Raw genomic sequence first — 20,602 nt, 5'->3', positions numbered from 1 at the left:
CGGGCTAGTTGACCAGCACGGCGGAGACTTTGCCTCGGGTCACTGCCCCGGAAAGCACCCCGGCCAGCGACTCATCGGCGGCCACGACCACCATGCCCTCACTGTGGGTAGTTCCAGCACCCAGCAATCCTAGCCCCGAGCTGTCCCCGGGCACTGGAACCCACAATACGGCCAGCCGGCGCCCGATGGTTTCGGAGAGAACTTCGCGTTCAAACCCATCTCCACTGCTCAGCACGATGTCGACTAACTGACCGGCATGCAATAACTGGACCGTGGCAGGATCCGATAAGCGGATGGGCACCGCCACCGTGCCCGGGGTTGTGCCGGTCAGTAATTGTGGACCGATCAGCATCTGTTCGCTCACTAATGACCCCGCAGGCAATCCCACTGCCAACCGTTGACCGATCACCTGTTGCGGGTCACTGAGTAACCCGGGGGAGTCCAACTGTGCGGGCAGCATGAGCACTTCCAGGTCCGTCGCCCGCAGTTCTGCTCCAGCCGGCCGATCCACACTCAAGGTCACCAGCCGTTGCTCCACGGCACTGGGCGGTGCCAGTGAACTGAGGAAACTTGCCAACCCCAACACCAGCAACATCAGCGCCAGTGGTTTGCGGTAGCGGCGTAACAGCGCGGCCCGGGTAGTGGCCGGACGGCGGCGCGGACGCGGAATCGATAGGGGGCGCGGTGCTGGTGAAGGACTCATAAAGCCCATTGCACCGTCGGCATTGTTCGGCCACAGTCGCGTCGTGACCGAGTGTGGATTAGTGCTGCGGCTAGAAACCGTTGTTTAACTCGTGGCGGCCGGTCGGGGTGATCACCAAACCCACCGGCCGATCATGGGCAGCAACCGCAAAGGACCCGGCGGGCAAAAATTCATGGTCATACACCAGCGCGGCTAAACGCGTGCCCAAGCTTTGGATTTGGGGAAGGAAACGGTCGTAGTAGCCGCCACCCTGCCCCAACCGCAGTCCCGCGGCGTCGATGGCTAATGCCGGAATAAACATCAGCTGGATTTGCTCGAAGAGTTCCGCCCCATGGCGCTCACCGGCCGGTTCCAATACCGGCGCCCGCGGACTGGGGACCAGCTCGGTTTCAGGCTCCCACCGTGTCCAAGACAATTGGTATTGCGGCTCGCACACCGGCAGGTACACCTCATAACCCAGCTGCACCAGCGCCGCCAAGAGCCCAGCGGTATCGGGTTCATCGGGAGCGGAGAAATAGGCTGCTAGCTTTCCCGGCGTGCTCGCCGCGTCATCACCGCTTCCCAAACGTTCTTTCAGAGCGTCCAAAGCCTGGACGGTGAGTGCCTGCGCTAACTCTGCACGATGGGCTGCCGGTAAGGCCCGACGTGCGGCCCGGATATCGCTGCGCCACCGCGCCTTATCCGCCCTTGCCGCTTCCGACCCCGCTGATGCCTCGCCCGATACTGCCGTAGCAGCATCGGCAAACACCGGCGTCGGTGGGGCTACTGGACCAGCATCCTCAACAGCATCTGACTGCGAACGTGGTTGGGTGCGATCACTGTTGCTCATACTTCGTGACAATACACCGGGCTCTGCCCATTTTCTTCCCGGCTACCGCATACCGCGTCATCTGTTCCGATGACTAGGTGTCACGACGTGAGAGTAGCAGCCCGCGCTCTACGATATAGGCATGAAGATCTCCTGGTTCTCAACTGCGCGAATCCCGCCGCTGACCTCCGCGCGTCTGCGGCTGCGTGGCTTGCGGCCGAAAGATTACGATGCGTGGATGCATCTGCGTTGGGCGAACGCGCAATGGCTCAAACCCTGGGATCCCACCGACCCGACCGGCAACGCCCCAGAAATCAGCTTCCGGCAGATGCTCAGCACCCAGAACCGGGCGGCGGCGATGGGCAGCGCCTATAACTGGGCAGTTACTATTCCGTTGCCTGGCAAACGCGCCGATAGGATCATCGGGCAGGTTTCACTCTCCGGGATTCAATACGGGGCGGCACGTACCGCCTCCATCGGCTATTGGATTGATTACGGGCACGCGGGGCGAGGTTTCACCCCGGAGGCGGTGGCTGCGGTCTGCCACTTCGCTTACCACACGCTGAATCTGCACCGAATAGAAATCAACCTGCGCCCGGAGAATCAGGCGAGCTTGCGGGTGGTAGAGAAGCTGGGGTTCCGTGATGAGGGAATGCGGCTGCGATACCTGCATATCGACGGTGCCTGGCGTGATCATCGTACCTTCGCACTGAACCGGGAAGACTTCGGCCGCTCAATTTTCGAACATATGAACGAACAGTGACTGAGTTTTCGATTCACGCCCAGTTTTCCGTTCTGAGATGACGAGTCTTGGCGTAAAACTTCTAGACACACCGCGCAATGTCATCGCTGCGAGTTGCTGTGTTGCATAGGGTTAAATCGAGAATCCCTAACGTGGATTCAGTAATCAGACCGAAACGACTCGGTGATGGAGGACCTTATGGCTGCTACGTCGCAGAACGCACAGCAAGAACGAGTTTCAGCTGCCCAGCCAAAACTTCGTTTGCGCTATGGGCGTCTGTCGGTGGCCGTAATAGGTTTACTGGCCGTGCTGGGCACTGTCGTCACCGGCATTCTGGCGCCTTTCACCGCGGTCAGCTTCCCGGTGGTGTTACTTTGCTTCCTCGCCGCCGTGGCTAGCTTCGCCACCCTACGCATGCTGGCGGTGCGTGACCGCAACCGCAAGCTGCTGGACAAGATGGAACGAGCCCGTCAGCAGGCCATGCACACCCCGGCCTTGGCTGAAGGGCATCGCCCGGTGGCTGCCACCGAGTCCCGTGAGGATGAAGTGTTCGACGCACGTCCCGGTTCCGGGCGCCGCGCCCCGGCGATTACCGCCGAGGAATTGCGCGCCGAAGCTCTGCGCGTAGCTCGTGGCGCCGGTGGCGTAGAACAGCCAGCCACTTGGGAGCCCACCCAAGTTCCGAAGCCGCAGTACCTTGCGGTGCGCGAAGCATCGCAGGCCACGCGTGAACTGGTGGCCAAGCAGGTGCGCCCCGAACCGCTGCCGATGGCTGAGCCATTGCGTCCTCGCACCAAGATCAGCCTGAAGGCCGCGGAAGAAGCGAAGGAAATCGCTAGCCAGGTCTCGGCGGAGCAGAAGGCCGCGCTGGCCACGCTCCAAAGCACAGCTCCGACCTCCGAAACCGCTAAGCCAACCAACGTGCCGGCCGCGGACAACGCCCAGAACACCAAGGCAGCCGCCGAGGATCAGCCACAGCCGGTGCAGGACACCCCGGCCGCGGAGAATTCCAGCGCAGCTGCCCCGCGGATGAACTTGGACGCGGTGCTTCAGCGCCGCCGTGCCTAACCCCGAGGCCTCAGCCCTAGAGCTCTAAGCTCACGGCCGCGGTGCAGTCAGACCTTAACTGCAAATCCCGGCGAGAATCTTCACAGAGGATTCTCGCCGGGATTTGTTGTTTTACGCCGTGGCGGACAGCGGGGAAGTCTAGTCGAGGTTGGCCGCGGGAAGTGGCCCGCCACTGCCGGGCACATGGTCAAAGACCAAAGTGGTTTCGGTGTGCCCCACGGATTCATCGGTGGCTAAATTATCCAGCACCCAATCGCGTAACTCATCGGTGGAGCGCACCGCGATATGCAAGAGATAGTCGGTTCCGCCGGAGACGTGGAACATCGAGAGCACTTCGGATAACTGCGGTACCCGTTCCCGGAAGCGGTCGATCTTTTCTCGGTCATGGGCGCGTAGCTTGACGGAAATCAGCGCCTGCACCGAACGTCCCACACTGCCTAAGGAGATCTCGGCCCGATAACCGGTGATAATCCCGCGCTCCACCAGCGAGCGGGTGCGTAGCAATGCGGTGGAAGGGGCAATACCGGCGCGCTGTGCCAGCGTCGCATTGGAGATTCGGGCGTTCTCAACCAGCTCATCAATGATGATTCGATCAATCTCGTCCAGTTCGGCGTCATGGGTTGGTTCGCTGTGCGGTGACATAGAAACATTTCATCACATTCGACGGGGTTCGAAGATTTGATAGCAGCCGACCCGCGGGAAGAAAATTCCTCCCCCAGCTCTCCCGCACGTCGGCTCCCAGGCTCGCGGATCCGTTGCTCTGGCTCGGAGAGGTGGCGTTGACTTCGCTATATTGAAGGTATGACGCGCATATCCGAATTCACCGGTGAACCCTTTGACACCCGACTTGCGGCCTATTGTCTGGTTGAGGATGAAGGAAAGTTCTTGTTGACGCTCTGGGATATGCGCCATCGCGATAGCAACTTCTTGCCTCGCTGGAGTCTACCTGGCGGGGGAATCGACTTGGGCGAGGAACTTGAAGCCGGGGCCGCCCGTGAGGTCTTTGAAGAAACTGGATATCACGTCAAAGATCTGATCCTTTTAGACGCGGCGACCGGGACCATCCCGGCCGCTAAACGCTATGCCGAAACGCCGCATGCCATGCAAACTGTCGCGGTGGTCTACAAAGCCAGGGTGGCCTCCGGGTCCTTGCGCCCCGAAGTTGGGGGCAGTACCAGCCAAGCTGCCTGGTTTAGCCGGGCGGAGATCGCCAAACTGCCACGCATCGAGCGGGTAGATAAGATGTTACGCCTGATCTAGGCCGCGTCCACCTCATCAGAGCAAGCATCGTAGATTAAGCTAAAGGTCGTATGGAACTTCGCAAATTGATCCCGGCACTGCCGCTGACCCTGCTGTTGGCGGTGAGCGGTTGTACCGCCGATCCGGAACCCGAGCCACAGCCAACGGCTGAGCAAGAGCTTCGGCTGGCCACTGAGAATACTGGAATGTACCGGGCCTTGGGCGCCGTCTATGCCGCCGAACTGGAAGAGCAGGGCTACCGGGTCAGCGTGCTGGAGCCGGTGAACAATCCGGTCGCCCAGCTGCTCGATGGCCACGCCGATCTGGCCATCGGTTCGGGCACCGAGTACCTGCAAACCCTCAGCGATGACCCAGAGGCTACCACCGATGAGGTGCTCAGCCGCGAGGAGATCGCCAGTTTGCTGGCCGAATCCGAAGAAACTGAGTTCGCAGCCGTGGAAATCAGCCCTGGGGATATGGGACAGCTTCTGGTGATGAGCGCGGCGCAGATGACACTGACTGAGGTATCTAACCTTCAAGAGCTGCTCAACGCCTGTGCGGATCTAGAGTTCGCGGCTTTGCCGGCAGCGCAGAGCGCGCTGAAGAATGCGCTGGAGCAGGCTCAATGCGAGCCCACCCAGGTGCTTACGGATCAGGCGACGGACCCGGCCGAACTACTGCGGCGGGGTGAGGTGCAAGCCGCGGTGCTCTCGGGGACCCGGGCGCTAATCAATGATGAGGGTTTCGTTCCGGTTCCGGATAGCGCCGCGCTCTTCCCCAGCGAACCGGTGCTCGGTTTCCTCGCAGCACAGAGCGAGCCGCAAGTGATGAACACCGTCGCGGAGGTCACCGCAGCGCTGAACAATGAGACCCTCACGGCGGTGAACCGGTTGGTCGAGGACCCAGATCCGGCAGCGCCCGAAGACGTGGCCCGCCACTGGCAGTGGCTCAGTCAGTAGCCGTGCCCGAAGGTGACCAACGAGTCATCCGCGAATTTAGAACACACAACAGCCAACGGGGCTCAAGCCGTGCCGCGTCGTGAGAGAGTAGGAAATATGCCGGAATTCAAGCAGTCAAGCAAACTCCACAACGTCCTCTACGACATCCGCGGCCCACTGTTGGAACACGCCCAACGCATGGAATCCGAAGGCCACCGGATTCTGAAGTTGAACATTGGCAACCCGGCGCCCTTCGGTTTTGAGGCCCCGGATGCGATCTTGGTGGATATGATCCGCAACCTGCCCACCGCGCAGGGCTATTCGGACTCCCGCGGCATCCTCTCGGCCCGCACCGCGGTCTCCCAGTACTATCAGACCCGCGGCATTCAAACCATCGGCGTGGATGATATCTACCTGGGTAATGGTGTGTCGGAGCTGATCACCCTGAGCCTGAACGCACTGCTGAATAACGGCGATGAGGTGCTCATCCCGGCCCCGGACTATCCGCTGTGGACCGCCTCGGTATCGCTGGCCGGTGGTACCCCGGTGCATTACCTGAACGACGAATCCGAAGGCTGGTTGCCAGACCTAGAGGATATGGAAGCGAAGATCACCGAGCGCACCAGGGGCATCGTGATCATCAACCCGAATAACCCCACCGGCGCGGTCTACCCCAAGGAAACCTTGGAAGCGATCCTGGAACTAGCACGTAAGCATTCGCTGGTGGTCTTCTCCGATGAGATCTACGAAAAGATTCTCTACGACGACGCGGTACACATCAACACCGCTGCACTAGCCGATGACGTACTGGTGCTGACCTTCTCGGGGCTGTCCAAGGCTTACCGGGTGTGCGGTTTCCGCTCCGGCTGGATGGCGATTTCCGGTCCGCGGCATCAGGCCGCGGATTACATCGAAGGCATCAATCTGCTGACCAATATGCGCTTGTGCGCCAATGTGCCGGCCCAGCATGCCATCCAGACCGCGCTGGGTGGCTACCAGTCGATCAACGATCTGATCCTGCCCGGCGGACGACTGCTGGAACAGCGCGACACCGCCTATAACCTGCTGACCCAAATCCCCGGCGTCAGCGTGCAGAAAGCTAAGGGTGCGCTGTACATGTTCCCGAAGCTGGATCCGGAAATCTATCCCATGCACGACGATGAGAAGTTCGCCCTAGAACTACTCAAGGCCCAAAAAATCCTGATCACCCAAGGTACCGCCTTCAACTGGATCCGCCCGGATCACTTCCGCTTAGTGACCCTGCCCGGAGTGCGGGAACTGGAAGACGCGGTGGGTCGCATCGGCGAATTCCTCGCCGACTGGCGCTCGCACGCCTAGACTCAAGAGCATTCACCGCCCCGGAACTTCGTGAAAGGCACAGAGCATGCCGCAATTGAGCGATGAGATGTTAGACGCCTTGGGCGCCCAACCCGGCGTGCCGCTGAGTGATCGGGCCACTGCCAATCCGACATGGTGGCCCTCGGACGCTCCGCAGTCCAAGGCCGAAGGCAAGAAGGCACTTGCCGAGCTGGGCGAGCAGCTCTCCGCCTACCAAGAACGGCTCTTTGCCTCCGCCGCCGTCGGAGGAGCGAAGGATTCGGTACTGCTGGTGCTGCAGGGGATGGACACCGCCGGAAAAGGCGGGATCGTGCGCCATGTGATGGGCTTGATGGACCCGCAAGGGGTGGAACACCATTCCTTCAAAGCGCCCACACCGGAGGAACAGGCCCACCACTTCCTCTGGCGCATCGAACGTGAATTACCGGCCCGTGGCAAGATCGGGGTCTTTGACCGTTCACATTATGAGGACGTGCTGATTCACCGGGTTAAAGGGCTGACTTCGCGGCAGGGAATCGAAGCCCGGTACCAGCGGATCAACGACTTTGAAACCCGGCTGCAGGAGCAGGGGATCCGGGTGCTGAAGGTGATGCTGCACATTAGCCGCGAGGAGCAATACCGGCGGCTCCTGGAACGATTAGAGAACCCACAAAAAAACTGGAAATTTACCACCGACGACGTGGATGATCGGCTCTTATGGGATGACTATCAGCAGGCTTATGAGATTGCGATCGAACGCACCCACACGCAGCTCAATCCTTGGTTCATCGTGCCGGCGGATCAGAAGTGGGCGGCCCGCTGGACGGTGGCTCAACTGCTGCTGCGTGAACTGCAGCGTATCGACCCGCAATGGCCCACGGCCAGCTACGATGTGGCCGAGCAACGCGCCCGGCTGGAAGCCAGCCAATAGCGCCGGCTCCTAGGCCTGCTGCTCTTCCACCCGCTGCCGGGCTTGCTCCAGACGCTGAGATACGCCGTTAAGCCAGTTCTCACAGTGCGTGGCCAGCGCTTCACCTCGTTCCCAGAGGTGCAGGGATTGCTCTAAGCTGGCACCGCCGGTTTCTAGCTGGGACACCACAGAGATCAGTTCTTCGCGAGCCTGCTCATAACTGAGCTTCGCAATGTCTTCCGGGAGTTGCTGGGTCATAATTGGTCCTTTGGTTGGGGGCGGGATAAGTTTTCGGTTTTTCCAACAAAGCTGCGGGGGCGCGGCCGGTAGCGGGCCTAGGTTTACTGCGGCTCGATGTGGTTGACCGCGGCACCGAATTTACCAGCGGCCACACGCACCTGCACCGCCTCCCCGAGGTGCAGTTCGGCTGCGTCGCGAACCACCGAACCATCGGCGCGTTGCGTCACCGAATAACCACGGTCCAGGGTCTGCTGTGGGGACAGCGCGCGCACCTGCAAGGCCAGGTGCCGGATCTCGTCCTGGGCGCGTTCCACCCGGTGCCGCAGCAGCTGGCCGGAACGTTCCTTCCAGCGCATCAATTCTTCGCGGCGGGTTGTGATGATCGTTTCCGGGGTGGCTAGCACTGGCCGGGCGCGCAGCGAGGAGATCAGCATCGCTTCCCGGTCCAACAGGTGGTTCACTGCCCGGTCCAGCCGCTGCCGCGCTTGGGCGAGCCCAGCAAATTCCTCGTTCAAATCCGGCACGATGCGTTTAGCCGCATCGGTGGGGGTAGAGGCACGTAAGTCCGCCACATCATCGAGAATTGGGCGGTCCGCCTCATGGCCGATGGCAGAGACCACCGGGGTATGCGCGGCGAACACCGCACGCACCAGCTCCTCGGCGGAGAAGGGCAGTAAATCTTCCAGCGCGCCCCCGCCCCGGGCGATGACGATGACATCGACCTGCGGGTCCCGATCCAGCTCATCCAGCGCGGCCATCACCTGCGAGACCGCATCGCGGCCCTGCACCGCGGTGTTAATAACCCGAAAGCGCACCGCGGGCCAGCGCAGCGTCGCGTTTTGCACCACGTCCTTCTGGGCATCGGAATCTCGTCCGGTGATCAGCCCGATGGTGCGCGGTAAGACCGGTAATGCTTTCTTATGCTCGGGGGAGAAGAGCCCCTCGGCACCCAAGGCTTGACGCAGCCGCTCCAGGCGGGCCAGTAGTTCACCCAAACCCACTGGGCGCAGGTCGGTGGCATTGAGTGAGAGCCGCCCGGTTTTGGTGTACAAACTCGGCTTAACCCGCGCCACCACGCGGGCTCCAACCTCGGGCTTGGTTTCCAGCCCGCGCATGACCGAGGACCAGACCGTGACCGAGAAGGAATAGTCCGCATCCACATCGCGCAAAGTCAGATAGGCGTGCCCGTTGCGGATATTGGCTTCCAACAGCTGACCTTCCACCCAGGAAAAGGGGGAGTTTTCGATGTGCTGTTTCAGCTTCTCGGATAGGATCCGCAGCGGCCAAGGATTCTCCGGGCTGGTTTCACCGGCGGTTAACGGCATGGTGTCCGGGTTGCGGGACTCCATGGGCATCTCTCCTGACATTTTTCGCTGCACGGGCCCGTCGAGGTGGGACCCGCACCTGTGAGATTACACGAGAGCCGCGACATTTTCGGAGCTCAACTGGCCGGGGCGGGCGCCGGGCCGAGGCCAAACTCACAGGCCGCGGGGCGTGGTTCGGCTCATATGAGCATGGGCTTACTTGCGCTCACTTCGTAGACTAGAGATATGGCTACTTCCACTTCCATTCCGGTTTCTTTGCCGATGCCCCGCATTCCGCGCACTCGGCGCTCCCCACAGGAGATTGCTGCCGCTTCGCCGAATGTGAGCGAGCGTAAGGTTCTGTTGGCGGCTCCACGCGGATATTGTGCCGGTGTGGATCGCGCCGTGGTGGCGGTGGAGAAGGCGCTGGAGCACTACGGCCCACCGGTGTATGTGCGCAAGCAGATCGTGCATAACCTGCACGTGGTCTCCGAGTTGGAAGCCCGCGGAGCGATTTTCGTGGAAGAGACCGACGAGGTTCCCGAAGGCGCGCTGGTGGTGTTCTCCGCCCACGGTGTGTCCCCGGCGGTGGTGCAGTCCGCGGCGGACCGTAACCTACAGACCATCGATGCCACATGCCCGCTGGTGACCAAGGTACACCGCGAGGCCGTGCGCTTTGCCAAAAACGACTATGAAATCCTGCTGATCGGTCACGAAGGTCATGAGGAAGTAGAAGGCACCTACGGTGAAGCGCCGCAGGCCACCACCATCGTAAACAATCCCGAAGAGGCCGACACCGTCCAGGTGAAGAACCCGGATAAATTGATCTGGCTCTCGCAGACCACCCTGAGCGTGGATGAGACCATGGAAACCGTGCGCCGGTTGCGCGATCGTTTCCCAAACCTGCAGGATCCGCCCAGCGATGACATCTGCTACGCCACCACCAACCGTCAGGTGGCCATCAAGACCATCGCCCCGAAATCCGATCTGGTGATCGTGGTCGGTTCGGCAAACTCCTCCAACTCGGTGCGTCTGGTGGAGGTCTCGCTGGACTACGGTGCCAAGGCCGCCTACCGCGTGGACTTCGCCCATGAAGTCGATGAATCGTGGTTCGAAGGGGTGTCCACGGTGGGGGTGACCTCCGGTGCGTCGGTGCCCGAGGTACTGGTGCGAGAAGTGCTGACCCTGCTGGCCGAATACGGTTTCGGTGACGTGGAGGAGATCACCCTCGCCGAGGAAGACATCGTGTTCTCGCTGCCCAAGGAAATCCGCGGCAAGCTCAAGGAATCCGGCGATGATTCCCGAGCCCTGGGCGGACGACGCAACACCACCAGCTCTAACTAGAATTCACAGCTCACCACTAGTAAAAGGTAGACTCTTCTCCCGTGGCTCTTACTATCGGAATCGTCGGACTGCCCAATGTCGGCAAGTCCACCATGTTCAACGCGCTGACCCGTGCCCAGGTGCTGGCAGCTAACTACCCGTTCGCAACCATCGAACCCAATGTCGGGGTGGTCCCGTTACCGGATGCGCGCCTGAAGGTGCTCGCCGGAATTTTCGGTTCCGAGCGGATCCTGCCGGCCACCGTGTCCTTCGTGGACATCGCCGGCATCGTGAAGGGTGCCTCCGAAGGTGAAGGTCTGGGTAACAAGTTCCTCGCCAACATCCGCGAAGCCGATGCGATCTGCCAGGTCACTCGTGCCTTTGTGAACGACGACGTGATCCACGTGAACGGCAAGGTCGATCCGGAGTCGGACATCGAGACCATTGCTACCGAGCTGGTGTTGGCCGATCTACAGACCATCGAGAATCAGCTGCCCCGCCTGGAAAAGGAATTGCGCGGCAAGAAGATCGAGAAGTCCTTCCTCGATGCGGTTCTGGCCGCGCAGAAGATCCTCGAAGAAGGCATCACCCTCTTTGCCGCAGCCAAGAACCAGGGCATCGATCTGGACGAGCTGGCACCGCTGCAGCTGATGACCACCAAGCCATTCATCTACGTGTTCAACACCGATGAAGCCGGCCTGGCCGACAAGGAGATGCAGGCTAAGCTCTCCGAGCTGGTGGCTCCGGCCGAGGCGATCTTCTTGGATGCCCAGTTCGAAGCCGAGCTGGCCGAGCTGGAAGAAGACGAAGCCGCGGAGATGCTGGAAGATGCCGGCATTGAGGAATCCGGTCTGGATAAGCTGGCGCGCGTCGGCTACGACACCTTAGGTCTGCAGTCCTACCTGACCGCTGGTCCGAAGGAGACCCGGGCCTGGACTATCCGCCGTGGTGCGACCGCTCCGGAAGCCGCCGGGGTGATCCACACCGACTTCCAGCGCGGCTTCATCAAGGCCGAAGTAGTGGCCTTTGATGATCTGGTGGAGCTCGGCTCCGTCGCCAATGCCAAGGCTGCAGGTAAAGCACGCATCGAAGGCAAGGACTACATTATGCGCGACGGCGATGTGGTCGAGTTCCGCTTTAATGTGTGAGGTGAGCAGCCTACAAACAGGGTCGTCGCTTCGTCGTCAGCGCATGAATCCGCTCCACCCCGCGGCATCGATGACGCAGAAGCGGTTACCCTCCGTATCCTCCATGATCACGTAACCTGCATCGGCGGTCCTGCCATCCCAAGGCACCTCACATGCACCGAGACGGGACAGACGTGAGATCTCCGCAGTTTGATCCGCGGCATAGAGGTCGAGATGTATGCGCGGCGGGAGAATCCGCTCGCTCGGCATCACGTCGAGCGATACGTTGGGCCCGGAGCACGGTCGGTCTATGGAAGCCGAGGTCCGCGATATTCCCACGAATGCCGCGCGACGGCCACATATCGGGATAGGGCTGCTGACAGGGACGCGCCGGTCGCGTGACCAGATTCTGAGCCTCGTATCCGCGGAAGACTTGAGTGAAACTGCTCCCCGGTCCTTAGCGAGCAACGCGGTGCTGTGTTGGCTCCTGGACTTGTTCTGCTGACCTACTTTTTACACCTGACTGAGCGTGCTTATGCAGTCGAGGGCTATTCGGTTTCAGAAGCCGGTGGAGTTCCACTTCAACGTAGAAGCTGGCTTGAGGGCCACACTCTCGGCGTAATAGGCCGTCAACTAGTCGTTGACAATCTATGCGGGTCAACCTATGGTTGACACATGTCAGAGATCAAGAAAAATCCGCCCTCTTACTCGTGGGGCATCGCGCTCCTGTTCCTCCCGAGCGTCATCGGGCTCCTCCTGGTGTTCGATCTTCTTCCTGGTGTGTGGTGGCTGCAGGTCGCGGTGGTCGTCATCATCGTCGGATGTGTCGGCGTGGGTTCGTACCTCGCATGGTGGGGGAAGCGCCCCCGGGTGGCCCGCGGCGAATGGACACCTTCGGAGACCCTCCCGGAAGACGAGCCACGGTGAACAACGTCTCCGAGAGGCTGCAAGATGTCATGGCGGCACTTGTTCCGGTGTCGGAGCCCCGGGAGCCGGAGGATTTCATCGCCGCGATTGCGGTGGCTCACGCGATCGAGGAGCAGTCACGCGAACTCCTTCAGTCGAGCGTGCTCGCCGCACGCGAGTCGGGAGCGACGTGGGTCGATATTGGCAAGTCTCTGGGGATCTCCAAGCAGGCTGCGCAAAAGCGGTTCGCCGCCCCAGTGAAGCTTTCGGCGCGAAGCCTTGATCCGGGTGAGCGCCTGATCGGGCCCGTGGGCATCTTTGATGCGATTGACGAGCTCAATCTCGCCGGGCGATACGGCTGGCATAGTGTCGGATTCGGCGTGGCGCACCACCATGTCGTGCACTCGGACAAGCAGTGGGAGCATCGTCTGGTTCTCGGAACACGGAAGGCCTCGGCACTGATGGATGACGGATGGGTGGTAGTGGGCCGCTCGTTCCCCTACGTCCTCCTCAAGCGCGATACCGGTGTGTCGGCGGTGACGGAGCCGACTCTGAACAGCGGCTGAGTGCGCCGATCTGTCCGCCCCGGAACATCAAGCCAGACGATATTCAGCTACGGAATGCGGTGGAGTTCCGCTTCAATGTCTAAGTCTTCTTAACTCATGCGCCCCCGGTTTCTTATTGAAGTCGGGGGCGTTTTTGCATCTTGAGCCTGATACATCGCCAAATAGCGTAGGAAGGAAAAGATAGCTTTTCCAAAATAGGCACACCGTTCAAGGTACATCAGCTATTTTCCCTCAAAGGGACAATGCCGCAAGTAGGCGGCGTTATCAGGCCCCGCGCCGCGGCGAGTGAACGGACAGTCGCTGGAGGCCTAGGTTCGTGACATACTCACAAGAGTCGTGAAGAGGCTACACATCGGTCTCGCGCTTATGCACGCGGCGCAGAGGGTCGTGGGCATCGATGATCTGCCTATGCCCGAGCGAGGTGAACTCGTCCGGTCGGTGGACTTCGAGTGATGGTATCTGGATACGAACCTCGTCTCCGAGCTGTTTCGGCGCGAGTCTGACCCTGATGTGCTCTCGTTGGCTGTAATCGTTTGACGGCGACGTCGCATTTACCTCGATCACACTTGCGGGGCTTCTCGCCGACGTCCACCGACTGCTCGAAGAAGGACGATGGACTGAGCGGGGCGCAGCGGTTGCCTCGGCGGCGAATCCTATCGCGGCACTCAGGCGGTTCTGCCCTTCGAGCGATTCGTGCGCGCGGGCGTATGCCCAGATCCCGTCCGAACGAGAACGAGCAGGGCGTGTGATCGGGACAATGGATGCGCAGATCGCGGCGATCTGTTCGGACTCGCCGCAATTCTGATTCAACTTGCAGACCCGTTAAGACTTGGAGGTCGCCGAAGGTCGAGTCTCCGATCAGGTGGCAGCGATCACGCCTTTGCCGGTGGCGTGAACGACGTGTCGGGAACTCTGGTGCAGCGCGGTTCCGTCGCAATCTTTGAGTGACGTGATCTCTTTATGACGACCGCGGTGTTGAGATTTGTCAGTCCACGCGGTCGTGGACCTTCCGTGGCACAGAGGTTGCCATCTGCGGCGACGTGGCGCACTTACGCGTTAACGTATAGGTGGCACTGCCAACTTGCCTTTCCGTGGAGCGTCGTCAGCTAGGTAGCTCTCCGTCTCCCGGCCGCAGATTGGGGCAGGTAGACTGAATCAATGGCTGAATTCCGATCTGATCACCGAGTCTGGGTAGACACTGCGGTCCGCTGGCGGCAGATTGGAGGACTCTAATGGGGGTACGGTCGGCGGTTCGGCGGCATCAGGATCTGCTGGGAGATGTGGTGGCCGTGCATCACGATCGTCCCGGTCGGGGAACGGTGCTCGGATTCATCTCGGTTTGGGTGGCGCTGAGCGCACTGACGTTGATTAATCCAGGCGAGACGCTGATGCTGTCGATCGCACCTGCTGCCGGCCTCTTCATTATCGCGGTGGTCATCTACGTGATGCTCGCCGGCGAACGGCTGGTGGTGTGCGAACGTGGTGTGCTGGTCGGTAGTGTCGCTCCGTTCCTGCGCCCCTATGTGATCCGTTACGACCAGATCGTTGTCGGCTCTGTCGTACCCATTAGTGCGAAGATCTCCCGCTTTAGCAAACAGACCGGCCTGTCAGCGATGCCAACGGTGCGGACCGCATGGTGGTCAAGACGCGGGGTATGCTTCGCCGGACCGTCTGCTGCTGAGGCTCGCGGGTCCTTGGGCACGAGCGCCCCACGCGCACAGGCAGTGGGTATTCCGTGGTTGATCGGAACTCGTGCGCCAGCAGAGCAGGCCACCGCCGACATCGCCCGCGCTGCTGAGGCGGCCGGTTTCACCGAACTAGCTCGCCAGACTGTAGCGGCACCACCGCGTGCGCTATCAGGACATGCGGAGGATAATCCCGCGCAATTGCCCGGTGTCATCGTGCCGGGTCGTCGGTGATCTGTCGGAGGATCGTCGGGAGAACCGAACGGCCGCTGAATAATTAGTTTTGGGCGGCTGCGAGATAGGTGGGCACGTTCATGCTGTTAACGACAGGTGGTCCTGCAGCCGAAAAATCTTGTTTTGGTCGTCGAATGTCAGTCAGTGGTGCCCGTCGCAACTATCGTCTGCCGCGGTAAGCCCCCGCTAAGGATCGCTTCCCGAATTTTCGTGGTCTGCTGTCTATTGCGGGAGGAATGGGCTCGTGTGGATCCTGCTGGTTTCAGATCATCGAATGCGTCCGCGTGGGGTTCGCTGGTGGCGGCGGAGCGCGGCGATCGTGCGTGGTTTAGTTCAGCTGTAGACTTGCCTGCGCGATCAGTAGACCCGGCGAATTTCCTGCGGCCAGCCACAAGCCTCGGCGATTTTTCCGCCCCACATCTTGGCGCTCTGCTCGTTGGGGACATCGATGATCGTTAGTCCGCCGATGCGTGCCTCGTTCACCGGCATCGGAGCATCGGCGACGACCAAGGTTCCGCTGGTCGCGTCCGCGCTGAACGCGCTAGCTAGGTCTTCGTCGACTCCCGCGGCGAAAACATAGGTCCCAGCAGCTTTGATTTGTTCTATGACGGCTTTAGCCAGGGGACCACGCGAGGCAAACCATTCTCGAGAGTGTTCGCCCACCCAGGTCTGGTTGAAGTAGATGATGTACTGCGTCATATTGCTCCTTAGTGAACTAGCAGAGCCATCACGAAGAGTGGTTGGTGTAGATACTACGCCCCAATGGTGCGAGTTTCTCGCCGCAGGCTCGCGAAACTTTTGATCCTCTCTTCGGCAGCCTGGCAGCCTGGCGGCATAGCGGTCGGCACCTCGGGGGCTAGAGCCGGGCTGGAGTGATTGTGGTCTACCGGCTCATGGTGCAGGGTATCGTCCAAGGTCCGCGTGCTCGGTTCCTCCCGAACTTTTGACACCTAGACCTTGCCTGAGGGGTGACGTGGGTAGAGTCCGCTGCAACGTGGAGCTATTCTCTCGACGATTGATGCGACTAAGGGTAGGGCTACCTAAGTGAGCAGAAAAAAGAACACGCCAACTGACCGTCAATTTATGATGGCCCACGTCCTTCGAACCTCTCGTCTGAGCCCGAATTTCATCCGGCTGACTTTGGCGGGGCTTGATGGGCTGGAAGCTCGGGGCGCTGATCATTGGTGCCGCCTGTTCTTCACCCGGCAGGGACAGGATGTCCTGGAACTTCCAACCAACACCACCGAAATTGGGTGGTATTTACAGTATCTGGCGACGCCTAAAACGCGACGTCCGTGGGTGCGTGCCTACACCGTGCGTAACGCGCGGCCGGATGTCGGCGAGGTAGACATCGATTTTGTCATTCACCATGATGAGCGCGGAGCTACTGGTCCTGCCGCAGAGTTTGCGCTCAACGCCCAGCCGGGGGACTGTGTCGGGTTCCTCGATCAGGGAATCGCATTCACCCCGGACCATCCCCACGACTGGACACTACTCATCGGCGATGAAACAGCGCTACCGGCAATCGCGGGGATTTGTGCGTCGTTGCCTCCGTCCGCACGAGGCATCGCGATGATCGAGATTCCCACCTCCGCTGACCGGCAGGAGATCTCGGCTCCACCCGGGGTTCAACTTACCTGGATCACGCGAGATGAGTCATCGCAGGCATACACTAAACCGGGCGAACTGGCTCTCAGCGCGTTGACTGCAGCAAGCCTGCCGGAGGGGGCCGTGCACGCCCATACCATTGGTGAATCCGGGCTTGCCACCGGAGCCCGCCGTTATCTTGTTCAGGAGCGGGGCGTGCCGAAGCGCCATGTGGACTTCGTCGGCTACTGGCGTCATGGGCGTGCCGCAACGGGTTAACGAGTGTTCCTCCGAACTCCGAATGCATCCCAAATTTCGGGAATGACTCGGGCCTCGGCCCTATAACGAAGATGCCTGAGGTAGGAGAATGCTGGCCCCCGTAACGGTAGGCGGTGATCGTGTCCCGCCGATTCACCCAGATGAGGTATTAGTATCAGAGCTACTGGAGCGCCTGCATTTCACCGGAAGCAAGTTTCGCGGCTGTACAGGCTGCTGCACAAGAGCAGCATGACCGGCTCGGCTATGGCGAGCCGGTGATAGCAAAGGCTAGGGCGTTGTACCTTGGATGCGAGGTTGATCTGGGTCTTCAGCGTCCGATGATGCGGCAGGGCCATCACCAGTTTGAGCAAGCTAGGGAGCATGTAGCCGCAAAGTTCTGGGTGATCATGCCAAGAGGGGAAACATGAGCAAAACAGCATGGGTGGCCGAGCTGGACCAGCCGGTGCCTGAGGATGTGGCGCGGCTGCTGGGTACGGTTCCTGAGTGGTTCGGACAACCGCAGTCCAATGCGGAATACATCGAGGCGGCTCGCTCTAAAGAGACGTGGACGGTGAGGAACGATGAAGGAAAGGTCCTCGGTGTCTCACTAGTTGACCGACACTTTCCACCTGTGGCAGAGCTGCATCTGATGGTTGTTGACCGGTCTGCGCATGGAACCGGCATCGGCACGGCGATGCTGAAGGCCATCGAAGACGATGCCATCCACCGCGGGGTGCGGCTGCTGCAGGTCAAGACTCTTGGACCCTCTCATCCGGATCTCGGCTATGCACGAACCGGTCAGTTCTACGAAAAGTGGGGTTTTCTGCCCCTAGAAGAGACCGAACTGTGGGGTGTGGACACTCCCTGCCTCATCATGGTCAAACCGCTAGCTACTATTCGGGAAAACGGCACGCGCTAGTGCGGATCACTGCGCCGAAGTCTGTCAGTGACTTGCTCACCGGTGGGTGTGTTGAAATCCTTGGCTTCTAACTTCGCAGTGAGAGCGAATGTCTTCTGTTTCTCGACTGAGACGTACTGCCATCCCCGGCCAAAGGCAGGACGATATGTTGCTCGGCTGATTCCCCGAGCAGCTGGTCATGGTGTAGGTGCACGCATCCAAAGCGGCTCGGCCGTTGATTTGTGAACCGCTGATCTTGCTAAGCTCGCGCGACTTGCCGAAAGCTACTCACCGGCTGACTGTCTTCGGCTTCGGGGATACGAGGTTAGCGGATCTCCACGGCTTGTGGGAAGGTACAAGTGGAAGGTGGCCTACGACACGGCCCAAGAAACAGCTGTAAGGAGTGTCCAGAGATGAGTTTTATCGTTTATCTATCCGGCGAGATCCACAGTGACTGGCGCGAGGAAATCCAACGTGGGGCGAAGGCGGCAGGACTGGATGTAGAATTCACCGCACCGGTCACCGACCACGCGGCTAGTGATGCAGCCGGAGACCATCTCGCGGAAACCCGGAGCGATTTTTGGCGTGATCATCAGTCAGCCAAGGTGAACGCGATTCGCACCCGCACACTGATCCAGCAAAGCGATTTCGTGGTGGTGCGTTTCGGAGACAAGTACAAGCAATGGAACGCTGCCTTTGATGCCGGCTATTGTGCGGCGCTGGGCAAACCCTATGTCACGCTGCACGCTGAGGACACCAGCCATGCGCTGAAAGAGGTCGATGCTGCGGCTCAAGGCTGGTGCACCACGACCGAGCAGGTAGTCCAGACACTGGAGTATGTGCTGAAAAAGTGAAGCTCCGCCCAATGCGCGGCACACCAACCCATGAAAGCCTTCAACCGTTGTCGCGCGGATCGGTTCGATATCGGCTAACCTAGGATGGTGGCCAGTGCCACAGATAGTGCTTCCACGTGCTCATCACGTGAATCATCTTGGAGAGGACTGAAGCTGTCAGGACATGTCCAGATGGGGTACGGCGCGAGAGCGCCAGATTCATGAGCCCGGTACCGCGTATCGGTAGCGAAAGGACACTATATGTCGTCGAAAGATGAAAAAAATCTGTCTCAGGTACTTCAAAAGATCTCCGGGATGGAGGAACCGCGTCGTTCGCTGATGCATCGAGTGCACGAGATTATCCTCGATGCCGGCCCGAGCCTGAAACCGCGGATTTGGTACGGTATGCCTGCCTACGCCAAGTCGGCGAGCACCCCGGCGCTGATCACCTTGCGCAACGATGACCGGCTGAATCTTGCGATCACGGAGAAAGCCGCGTTCCATGCCGCAGGTGGGTCAGACGGGAATCTGATGCCCGCCGCTTGGTACTTCGAAGAGGTAGATGAGGTGACCGCGCAGCGCATCGCAGACATCGTCCGTTCAGTCAGCGACTAAGGCTAAGGCCAGTTTCGCGAACTAGCAACAACAGCATGTGCCCGTGGTTCCGCAGCACGGAACCACGGGCACTTGCTCGACACCGTTGCGTATTTGGGTCAAATCAGGGCGTCATGTAGTACTGGAGCGCGTGTGGCGACAATCAGTGGCGATGCGAAGGACGTTACTTCCTTGGTGTACTGGTCCGTCAGGGCCGGCCACGAGCCCTAGATGAATCCGAGCTATACCCTCGACGGGGCACACAACGCGGTGTTTTACTGAGGACATGAGCACCTGGGAAGTCCATCCGGTCACCGAGGACCGATTCGACGATTTCGTCTCCGTCCTGAACCCGACCAGGCGCGAAAATCACTGTTGGTGCCTTTCGCACCGATTACCCGCTGGTGAAATCAGGGCCTTGAGCGGTGGCGGCACCCGCGCCGATGCGATGCGCTGCCTGACTCAACGAAAGCATGCTCCGGGGGTGCTGGCCTACCGTGACGGGGTCCCTGTGGGCTGGTGTAGCATCAGCCCACGCAGTGACATCCCACTTATGGTGGCCTCCAAGAAGTACCATCCCATTGATGAGGTGCCGGTGTGGAGCATTATTTGTGTCGTGGTGCGTAGCGGTTTTCGAAGGCAGGGCGTGACTCAACATCTGCTGGACGGGGCGGTACAATACGCCGTGAGTCAGGCGGCTCCAGCCATTGAGGCCTACCCCGTGGATCCACCGGGTCGGATGGATACGACGATGGCTTTTGTGGGGACTAAAGCAATGTTTGAACGGGCCGGGTTCACTCAGGTCGGGGTGACTGATGCGGTGGCCAGTAGGCTACCGCGACTGGTGATGCGCCGTGATCTGCGGGCTTCCGGGCTGTGCGAAACCTAGTACTGAACTGCTACGCGAATTTCGTGTAGACCCGGGTAGGATGTGGCAGGTCACGGATCTCGGTGAACCCCAGAGATTCGTAGAACGCGATCTGCCCGGGTTCATTGTCAGTCATTAACACCTGCTGCCGCACATCGGCGAAGGGTGCGAGTAACCGTTGCATCAGCTGGCGGCCGATGCCGCGGCGCTGATAATTCGGGGCCACCAGAATGTCCTGCAGATAGATGATGGTCAGCCCATCGCCAACCAGTCGTGCCAACCCCACGAGCTTCTGCCCATCGTATGCGGTGAGTACCGCGAGGGAAGCGGCCACTGCCGCGGTGAGTCGTTGTGGGTCCTTGGTGTACTCGGTCCACTGCACCGAATCATACAAATCGATGAGTGCACTGGGGTCTAACTTGGCATCCAGCCGGTAGTCAATGCTCATTAGTTC

The 20,602-nt window shown here is 60.3% G+C and carries 24 protein-coding genes; 16 read left to right on the top strand and 8 right to left on the bottom strand.

Annotated elements, in window-relative coordinates; translation table 11 throughout:
• Positions 1-4: 4 nt before the first annotated feature.
• Together ACQQZ8_RS10555 and ACQQZ8_RS10550 are read right to left on the bottom strand one after the other, a co-directional pair.
• Positions 5-703, bottom strand: a complete 699-nt coding sequence (locus tag ACQQZ8_RS10555; protein ID WP_431709790.1) for an SAF domain-containing protein — start codon at positions 701-703, stop codon at positions 5-7.
• Positions 704-773: 70 nt separating this feature from the next.
• Entirely contained in the window at positions 774-1,532 is a 759-nt protein-coding gene (locus ACQQZ8_RS10550) for a 5-formyltetrahydrofolate cyclo-ligase (RefSeq protein WP_431709789.1), read from the bottom strand.
• Between the two features lie 121 nt (positions 1,533-1,653).
• Here ACQQZ8_RS10550 and ACQQZ8_RS10545 point away from each other — a divergent pair, with 121 nt between their 5' ends.
• The gene (locus ACQQZ8_RS10545) at positions 1,654-2,274 is read left to right on the top strand and encodes a GNAT family N-acetyltransferase (protein WP_431709788.1); all 621 of its coding nucleotides are present in this window, start codon (positions 1,654-1,656) and stop codon (positions 2,272-2,274) included.
• A 177-nt stretch (positions 2,275-2,451) separates the two neighbouring features.
• Positions 2,452-3,321, top strand: a complete 870-nt coding sequence (locus tag ACQQZ8_RS10540) for a hypothetical protein (RefSeq protein ID WP_431709787.1) — start codon at positions 2,452-2,454, stop codon at positions 3,319-3,321.
• Positions 3,322-3,459: 138 nt separating this feature from the next.
• Here the strand turns inward: ACQQZ8_RS10540 and ACQQZ8_RS10535 are convergent, their stop codons facing one another.
• Positions 3,460-3,963, bottom strand: a complete 504-nt coding sequence (locus ACQQZ8_RS10535; RefSeq protein ID WP_431709786.1) for an Lrp/AsnC family transcriptional regulator — start codon at positions 3,961-3,963, stop codon at positions 3,460-3,462.
• Positions 3,964-4,122: 159 nt separating this feature from the next.
• On the opposite strand from ACQQZ8_RS10535, the gene ACQQZ8_RS10530 reads away from it, so the two are divergent.
• The 4 genes from ACQQZ8_RS10530 (at position 4,123) to ACQQZ8_RS10515 (ending at position 7,746) form a co-directional block, all read left to right on the top strand.
• Positions 4,123-4,581: an NUDIX hydrolase gene (locus ACQQZ8_RS10530; protein WP_431709785.1), complete on the top strand. Its 459-nt coding sequence runs from the start codon at positions 4,123-4,125 to the stop codon at positions 4,579-4,581.
• A gap of 50 nt (positions 4,582-4,631) precedes the next feature.
• A complete protein-coding gene (locus tag ACQQZ8_RS10525) occupies positions 4,632-5,519 on the top strand; it encodes a glycine betaine ABC transporter substrate-binding protein (protein WP_431709784.1) in 888 nt (295 codons plus the stop codon).
• Between the two features lie 96 nt (positions 5,520-5,615).
• Positions 5,616-6,836, top strand: coding sequence for a pyridoxal phosphate-dependent aminotransferase (locus ACQQZ8_RS10520; protein WP_431709783.1), 1,221 nt, complete (start codon positions 5,616-5,618; stop codon positions 6,834-6,836).
• Between the two features lie 46 nt (positions 6,837-6,882).
• Positions 6,883-7,746 carry a PPK2 family polyphosphate kinase gene (locus ACQQZ8_RS10515; RefSeq protein WP_431709782.1) on the top strand — a complete coding sequence of 288 codons (864 nt, stop codon included), beginning with the start codon at positions 6,883-6,885 and terminating at the stop codon, positions 7,744-7,746.
• A gap of 9 nt (positions 7,747-7,755) precedes the next feature.
• On the opposite strand, the gene ACQQZ8_RS10510 is transcribed toward ACQQZ8_RS10515, so the two are convergent.
• Together ACQQZ8_RS10510 and xseA are read right to left on the bottom strand one after the other, a co-directional pair.
• The gene (locus tag ACQQZ8_RS10510; RefSeq protein WP_431709781.1) at positions 7,756-7,983 is read right to left on the bottom strand and encodes an exodeoxyribonuclease VII small subunit; all 228 of its coding nucleotides are present in this window, start codon (positions 7,981-7,983) and stop codon (positions 7,756-7,758) included.
• Between the two features lie 83 nt (positions 7,984-8,066).
• Complete coding sequence (xseA, locus tag ACQQZ8_RS10505) at positions 8,067-9,320, bottom strand: exodeoxyribonuclease VII large subunit (RefSeq protein WP_431709780.1); 1,254 nt, start codon at positions 9,318-9,320, stop codon at positions 8,067-8,069.
• Positions 9,321-9,515: 195 nt separating this feature from the next.
• Here xseA and ACQQZ8_RS10500 point away from each other — a divergent pair, with 195 nt between their 5' ends.
• Entirely contained in the window at positions 9,516-10,613 is a 1,098-nt protein-coding gene (locus ACQQZ8_RS10500) for a 4-hydroxy-3-methylbut-2-enyl diphosphate reductase (RefSeq protein WP_431709779.1), read from the top strand.
• A 41-nt stretch (positions 10,614-10,654) separates the two neighbouring features.
• Complete coding sequence (gene ychF, locus ACQQZ8_RS10495; RefSeq protein WP_431709777.1) at positions 10,655-11,740, top strand: redox-regulated ATPase YchF; 1,086 nt, start codon at positions 10,655-10,657, stop codon at positions 11,738-11,740.
• A gap of 36 nt (positions 11,741-11,776) precedes the next feature.
• Here ychF and ACQQZ8_RS10490 read toward each other — a convergent pair whose 3' ends face one another.
• The gene (locus tag ACQQZ8_RS10490; RefSeq protein ID WP_431709775.1) at positions 11,777-11,989 is read right to left on the bottom strand and encodes a VOC family protein; all 213 of its coding nucleotides are present in this window, start codon (positions 11,987-11,989) and stop codon (positions 11,777-11,779) included.
• 405 nt (positions 11,990-12,394) lie between these two features.
• Here ACQQZ8_RS10490 and ACQQZ8_RS10485 point away from each other — a divergent pair, with 405 nt between their 5' ends.
• From ACQQZ8_RS10485 to ACQQZ8_RS10475, 3 genes are all read left to right on the top strand, one after another.
• Positions 12,395-12,646, top strand: a complete 252-nt coding sequence (locus ACQQZ8_RS10485; RefSeq protein ID WP_175294436.1) for a hypothetical protein — start codon at positions 12,395-12,397, stop codon at positions 12,644-12,646.
• Positions 12,643-13,191 (top strand): hypothetical protein, encoded by a 549-nt coding sequence (locus tag ACQQZ8_RS10480; RefSeq protein ID WP_217497266.1) that lies wholly within the window; start codon positions 12,643-12,645, stop codon positions 13,189-13,191. Before ACQQZ8_RS10485 ends, ACQQZ8_RS10480 begins: the two co-directional genes overlap by 4 nt.
• Positions 13,192-14,423: 1,232 nt before the next feature.
• Positions 14,424-15,110, top strand: coding sequence for a hypothetical protein (locus ACQQZ8_RS10475; RefSeq protein WP_431709774.1), 687 nt, complete (start codon positions 14,424-14,426; stop codon positions 15,108-15,110).
• A gap of 357 nt (positions 15,111-15,467) precedes the next feature.
• Here ACQQZ8_RS10475 and ACQQZ8_RS10470 read toward each other — a convergent pair whose 3' ends face one another.
• Positions 15,468-15,809 (bottom strand): YciI family protein, encoded by a 342-nt coding sequence (locus ACQQZ8_RS10470; protein ID WP_431709773.1) that lies wholly within the window; start codon positions 15,807-15,809, stop codon positions 15,468-15,470.
• 345 nt (positions 15,810-16,154) lie between these two features.
• Between ACQQZ8_RS10470 and ACQQZ8_RS10465 the strand changes: the two genes are divergently transcribed.
• The 5 genes from ACQQZ8_RS10465 (at position 16,155) to ACQQZ8_RS10445 (ending at position 20,169) form a co-directional block, all read left to right on the top strand.
• Positions 16,155-16,976, top strand: a complete 822-nt coding sequence (locus ACQQZ8_RS10465) for a siderophore-interacting protein (protein WP_431709772.1) — start codon at positions 16,155-16,157, stop codon at positions 16,974-16,976.
• Between the two features lie 403 nt (positions 16,977-17,379).
• Entirely contained in the window at positions 17,380-17,874 is a 495-nt protein-coding gene (locus ACQQZ8_RS10460; RefSeq protein WP_431709771.1) for a GNAT family N-acetyltransferase, read from the top strand.
• A 392-nt stretch (positions 17,875-18,266) separates the two neighbouring features.
• Entirely contained in the window at positions 18,267-18,707 is a 441-nt protein-coding gene (locus ACQQZ8_RS10455; protein WP_431709770.1) for a YtoQ family protein, read from the top strand.
• A 240-nt stretch (positions 18,708-18,947) separates the two neighbouring features.
• A complete protein-coding gene (locus ACQQZ8_RS10450) occupies positions 18,948-19,301 on the top strand; it encodes a DUF1801 domain-containing protein (RefSeq protein WP_431709769.1) in 354 nt (117 codons plus the stop codon).
• 265 nt (positions 19,302-19,566) lie between these two features.
• Complete coding sequence (locus ACQQZ8_RS10445) at positions 19,567-20,169, top strand: GNAT family N-acetyltransferase (protein WP_431709768.1); 603 nt, start codon at positions 19,567-19,569, stop codon at positions 20,167-20,169.
• Between the two features lie 10 nt (positions 20,170-20,179).
• Here ACQQZ8_RS10445 and ACQQZ8_RS10440 read toward each other — a convergent pair whose 3' ends face one another.
• A complete protein-coding gene (locus ACQQZ8_RS10440; protein ID WP_431709767.1) occupies positions 20,180-20,596 on the bottom strand; it encodes a GNAT family N-acetyltransferase in 417 nt (138 codons plus the stop codon).
• Positions 20,597-20,602 lie beyond the last annotated feature (6 nt).

This window comes from Glutamicibacter uratoxydans, from assembly GCF_050753455.1.
Lineage (GTDB): Bacteria > Actinomycetota > Actinomycetes > Actinomycetales > Micrococcaceae > Glutamicibacter > Glutamicibacter uratoxydans_A.
The sequence above is the reverse complement of the archived record's forward strand: the minus strand, read 5'-3'. Positions and strand labels throughout refer to the sequence as shown.

Bases quoted from the DNA above. Each gene is read 5' to 3' on its own strand.
- ACQQZ8_RS10455 (WP_431709770.1), top strand. From the start codon at position 18,267: ATGAGTTTTATCGTTTATCTATCCGGCGAGATCCACAGTGACTGGCGC.
- ACQQZ8_RS10445 (WP_431709768.1), top strand. From the start codon at position 19,567: ATGAGCACCTGGGAAGTCCATCCGGTCACCGAGGACCGATTCGACGAT.
- ACQQZ8_RS10475 (WP_431709774.1), top strand. From the start codon at position 14,424: ATGGGGGTACGGTCGGCGGTTCGGCGGCATCAGGATCTGCTGGGAGAT.
- ACQQZ8_RS10460 (WP_431709771.1), top strand. From the start codon at position 17,380: ATGAGCAAAACAGCATGGGTGGCCGAGCTGGACCAGCCGGTGCCTGAG.
- ACQQZ8_RS10450 (WP_431709769.1), top strand. From the start codon at position 18,948: ATGTCGTCGAAAGATGAAAAAAATCTGTCTCAGGTACTTCAAAAGATC.
- ACQQZ8_RS10530 (WP_431709785.1), top strand. From the start codon at position 4,123: ATGACGCGCATATCCGAATTCACCGGTGAACCCTTTGACACCCGACTT.
- ACQQZ8_RS10510 (WP_431709781.1), bottom strand. From the start codon at position 7,983: ATGACCCAGCAACTCCCGGAAGACATTGCGAAGCTCAGTTATGAGCAG.
- ACQQZ8_RS10525 (WP_431709784.1), top strand. From the start codon at position 4,632: ATGGAACTTCGCAAATTGATCCCGGCACTGCCGCTGACCCTGCTGTTG.
- ACQQZ8_RS10500 (WP_431709779.1), top strand. From the start codon at position 9,516: ATGGCTACTTCCACTTCCATTCCGGTTTCTTTGCCGATGCCCCGCATT.
- ACQQZ8_RS10545 (WP_431709788.1), top strand. From the start codon at position 1,654: ATGAAGATCTCCTGGTTCTCAACTGCGCGAATCCCGCCGCTGACCTCC.
- ACQQZ8_RS10555 (WP_431709790.1), bottom strand. From the start codon at position 703: ATGAGTCCTTCACCAGCACCGCGCCCCCTATCGATTCCGCGTCCGCGC.
- ACQQZ8_RS10535 (WP_431709786.1), bottom strand. From the start codon at position 3,963: ATGTCACCGCACAGCGAACCAACCCATGACGCCGAACTGGACGAGATT.
- ACQQZ8_RS10485 (WP_175294436.1), top strand. From the start codon at position 12,395: ATGTCAGAGATCAAGAAAAATCCGCCCTCTTACTCGTGGGGCATCGCG.
- ACQQZ8_RS10550 (WP_431709789.1), bottom strand. From the start codon at position 1,532: ATGAGCAACAGTGATCGCACCCAACCACGTTCGCAGTCAGATGCTGTT.
- ACQQZ8_RS10470 (WP_431709773.1), bottom strand. From the start codon at position 15,809: ATGACGCAGTACATCATCTACTTCAACCAGACCTGGGTGGGCGAACAC.
- ACQQZ8_RS10540 (WP_431709787.1), top strand. From the start codon at position 2,452: ATGGCTGCTACGTCGCAGAACGCACAGCAAGAACGAGTTTCAGCTGCC.
- ACQQZ8_RS10490 (WP_431709775.1), bottom strand. From the start codon at position 11,989: ATGCCGAGCGAGCGGATTCTCCCGCCGCGCATACATCTCGACCTCTAT.
- ACQQZ8_RS10515 (WP_431709782.1), top strand. From the start codon at position 6,883: ATGCCGCAATTGAGCGATGAGATGTTAGACGCCTTGGGCGCCCAACCC.
- xseA (WP_431709780.1), bottom strand. From the start codon at position 9,320: ATGCCCATGGAGTCCCGCAACCCGGACACCATGCCGTTAACCGCCGGT.
- ACQQZ8_RS10520 (WP_431709783.1), top strand. From the start codon at position 5,616: ATGCCGGAATTCAAGCAGTCAAGCAAACTCCACAACGTCCTCTACGAC.
- ACQQZ8_RS10440 (WP_431709767.1), bottom strand. From the start codon at position 20,596: ATGAGCATTGACTACCGGCTGGATGCCAAGTTAGACCCCAGTGCACTC.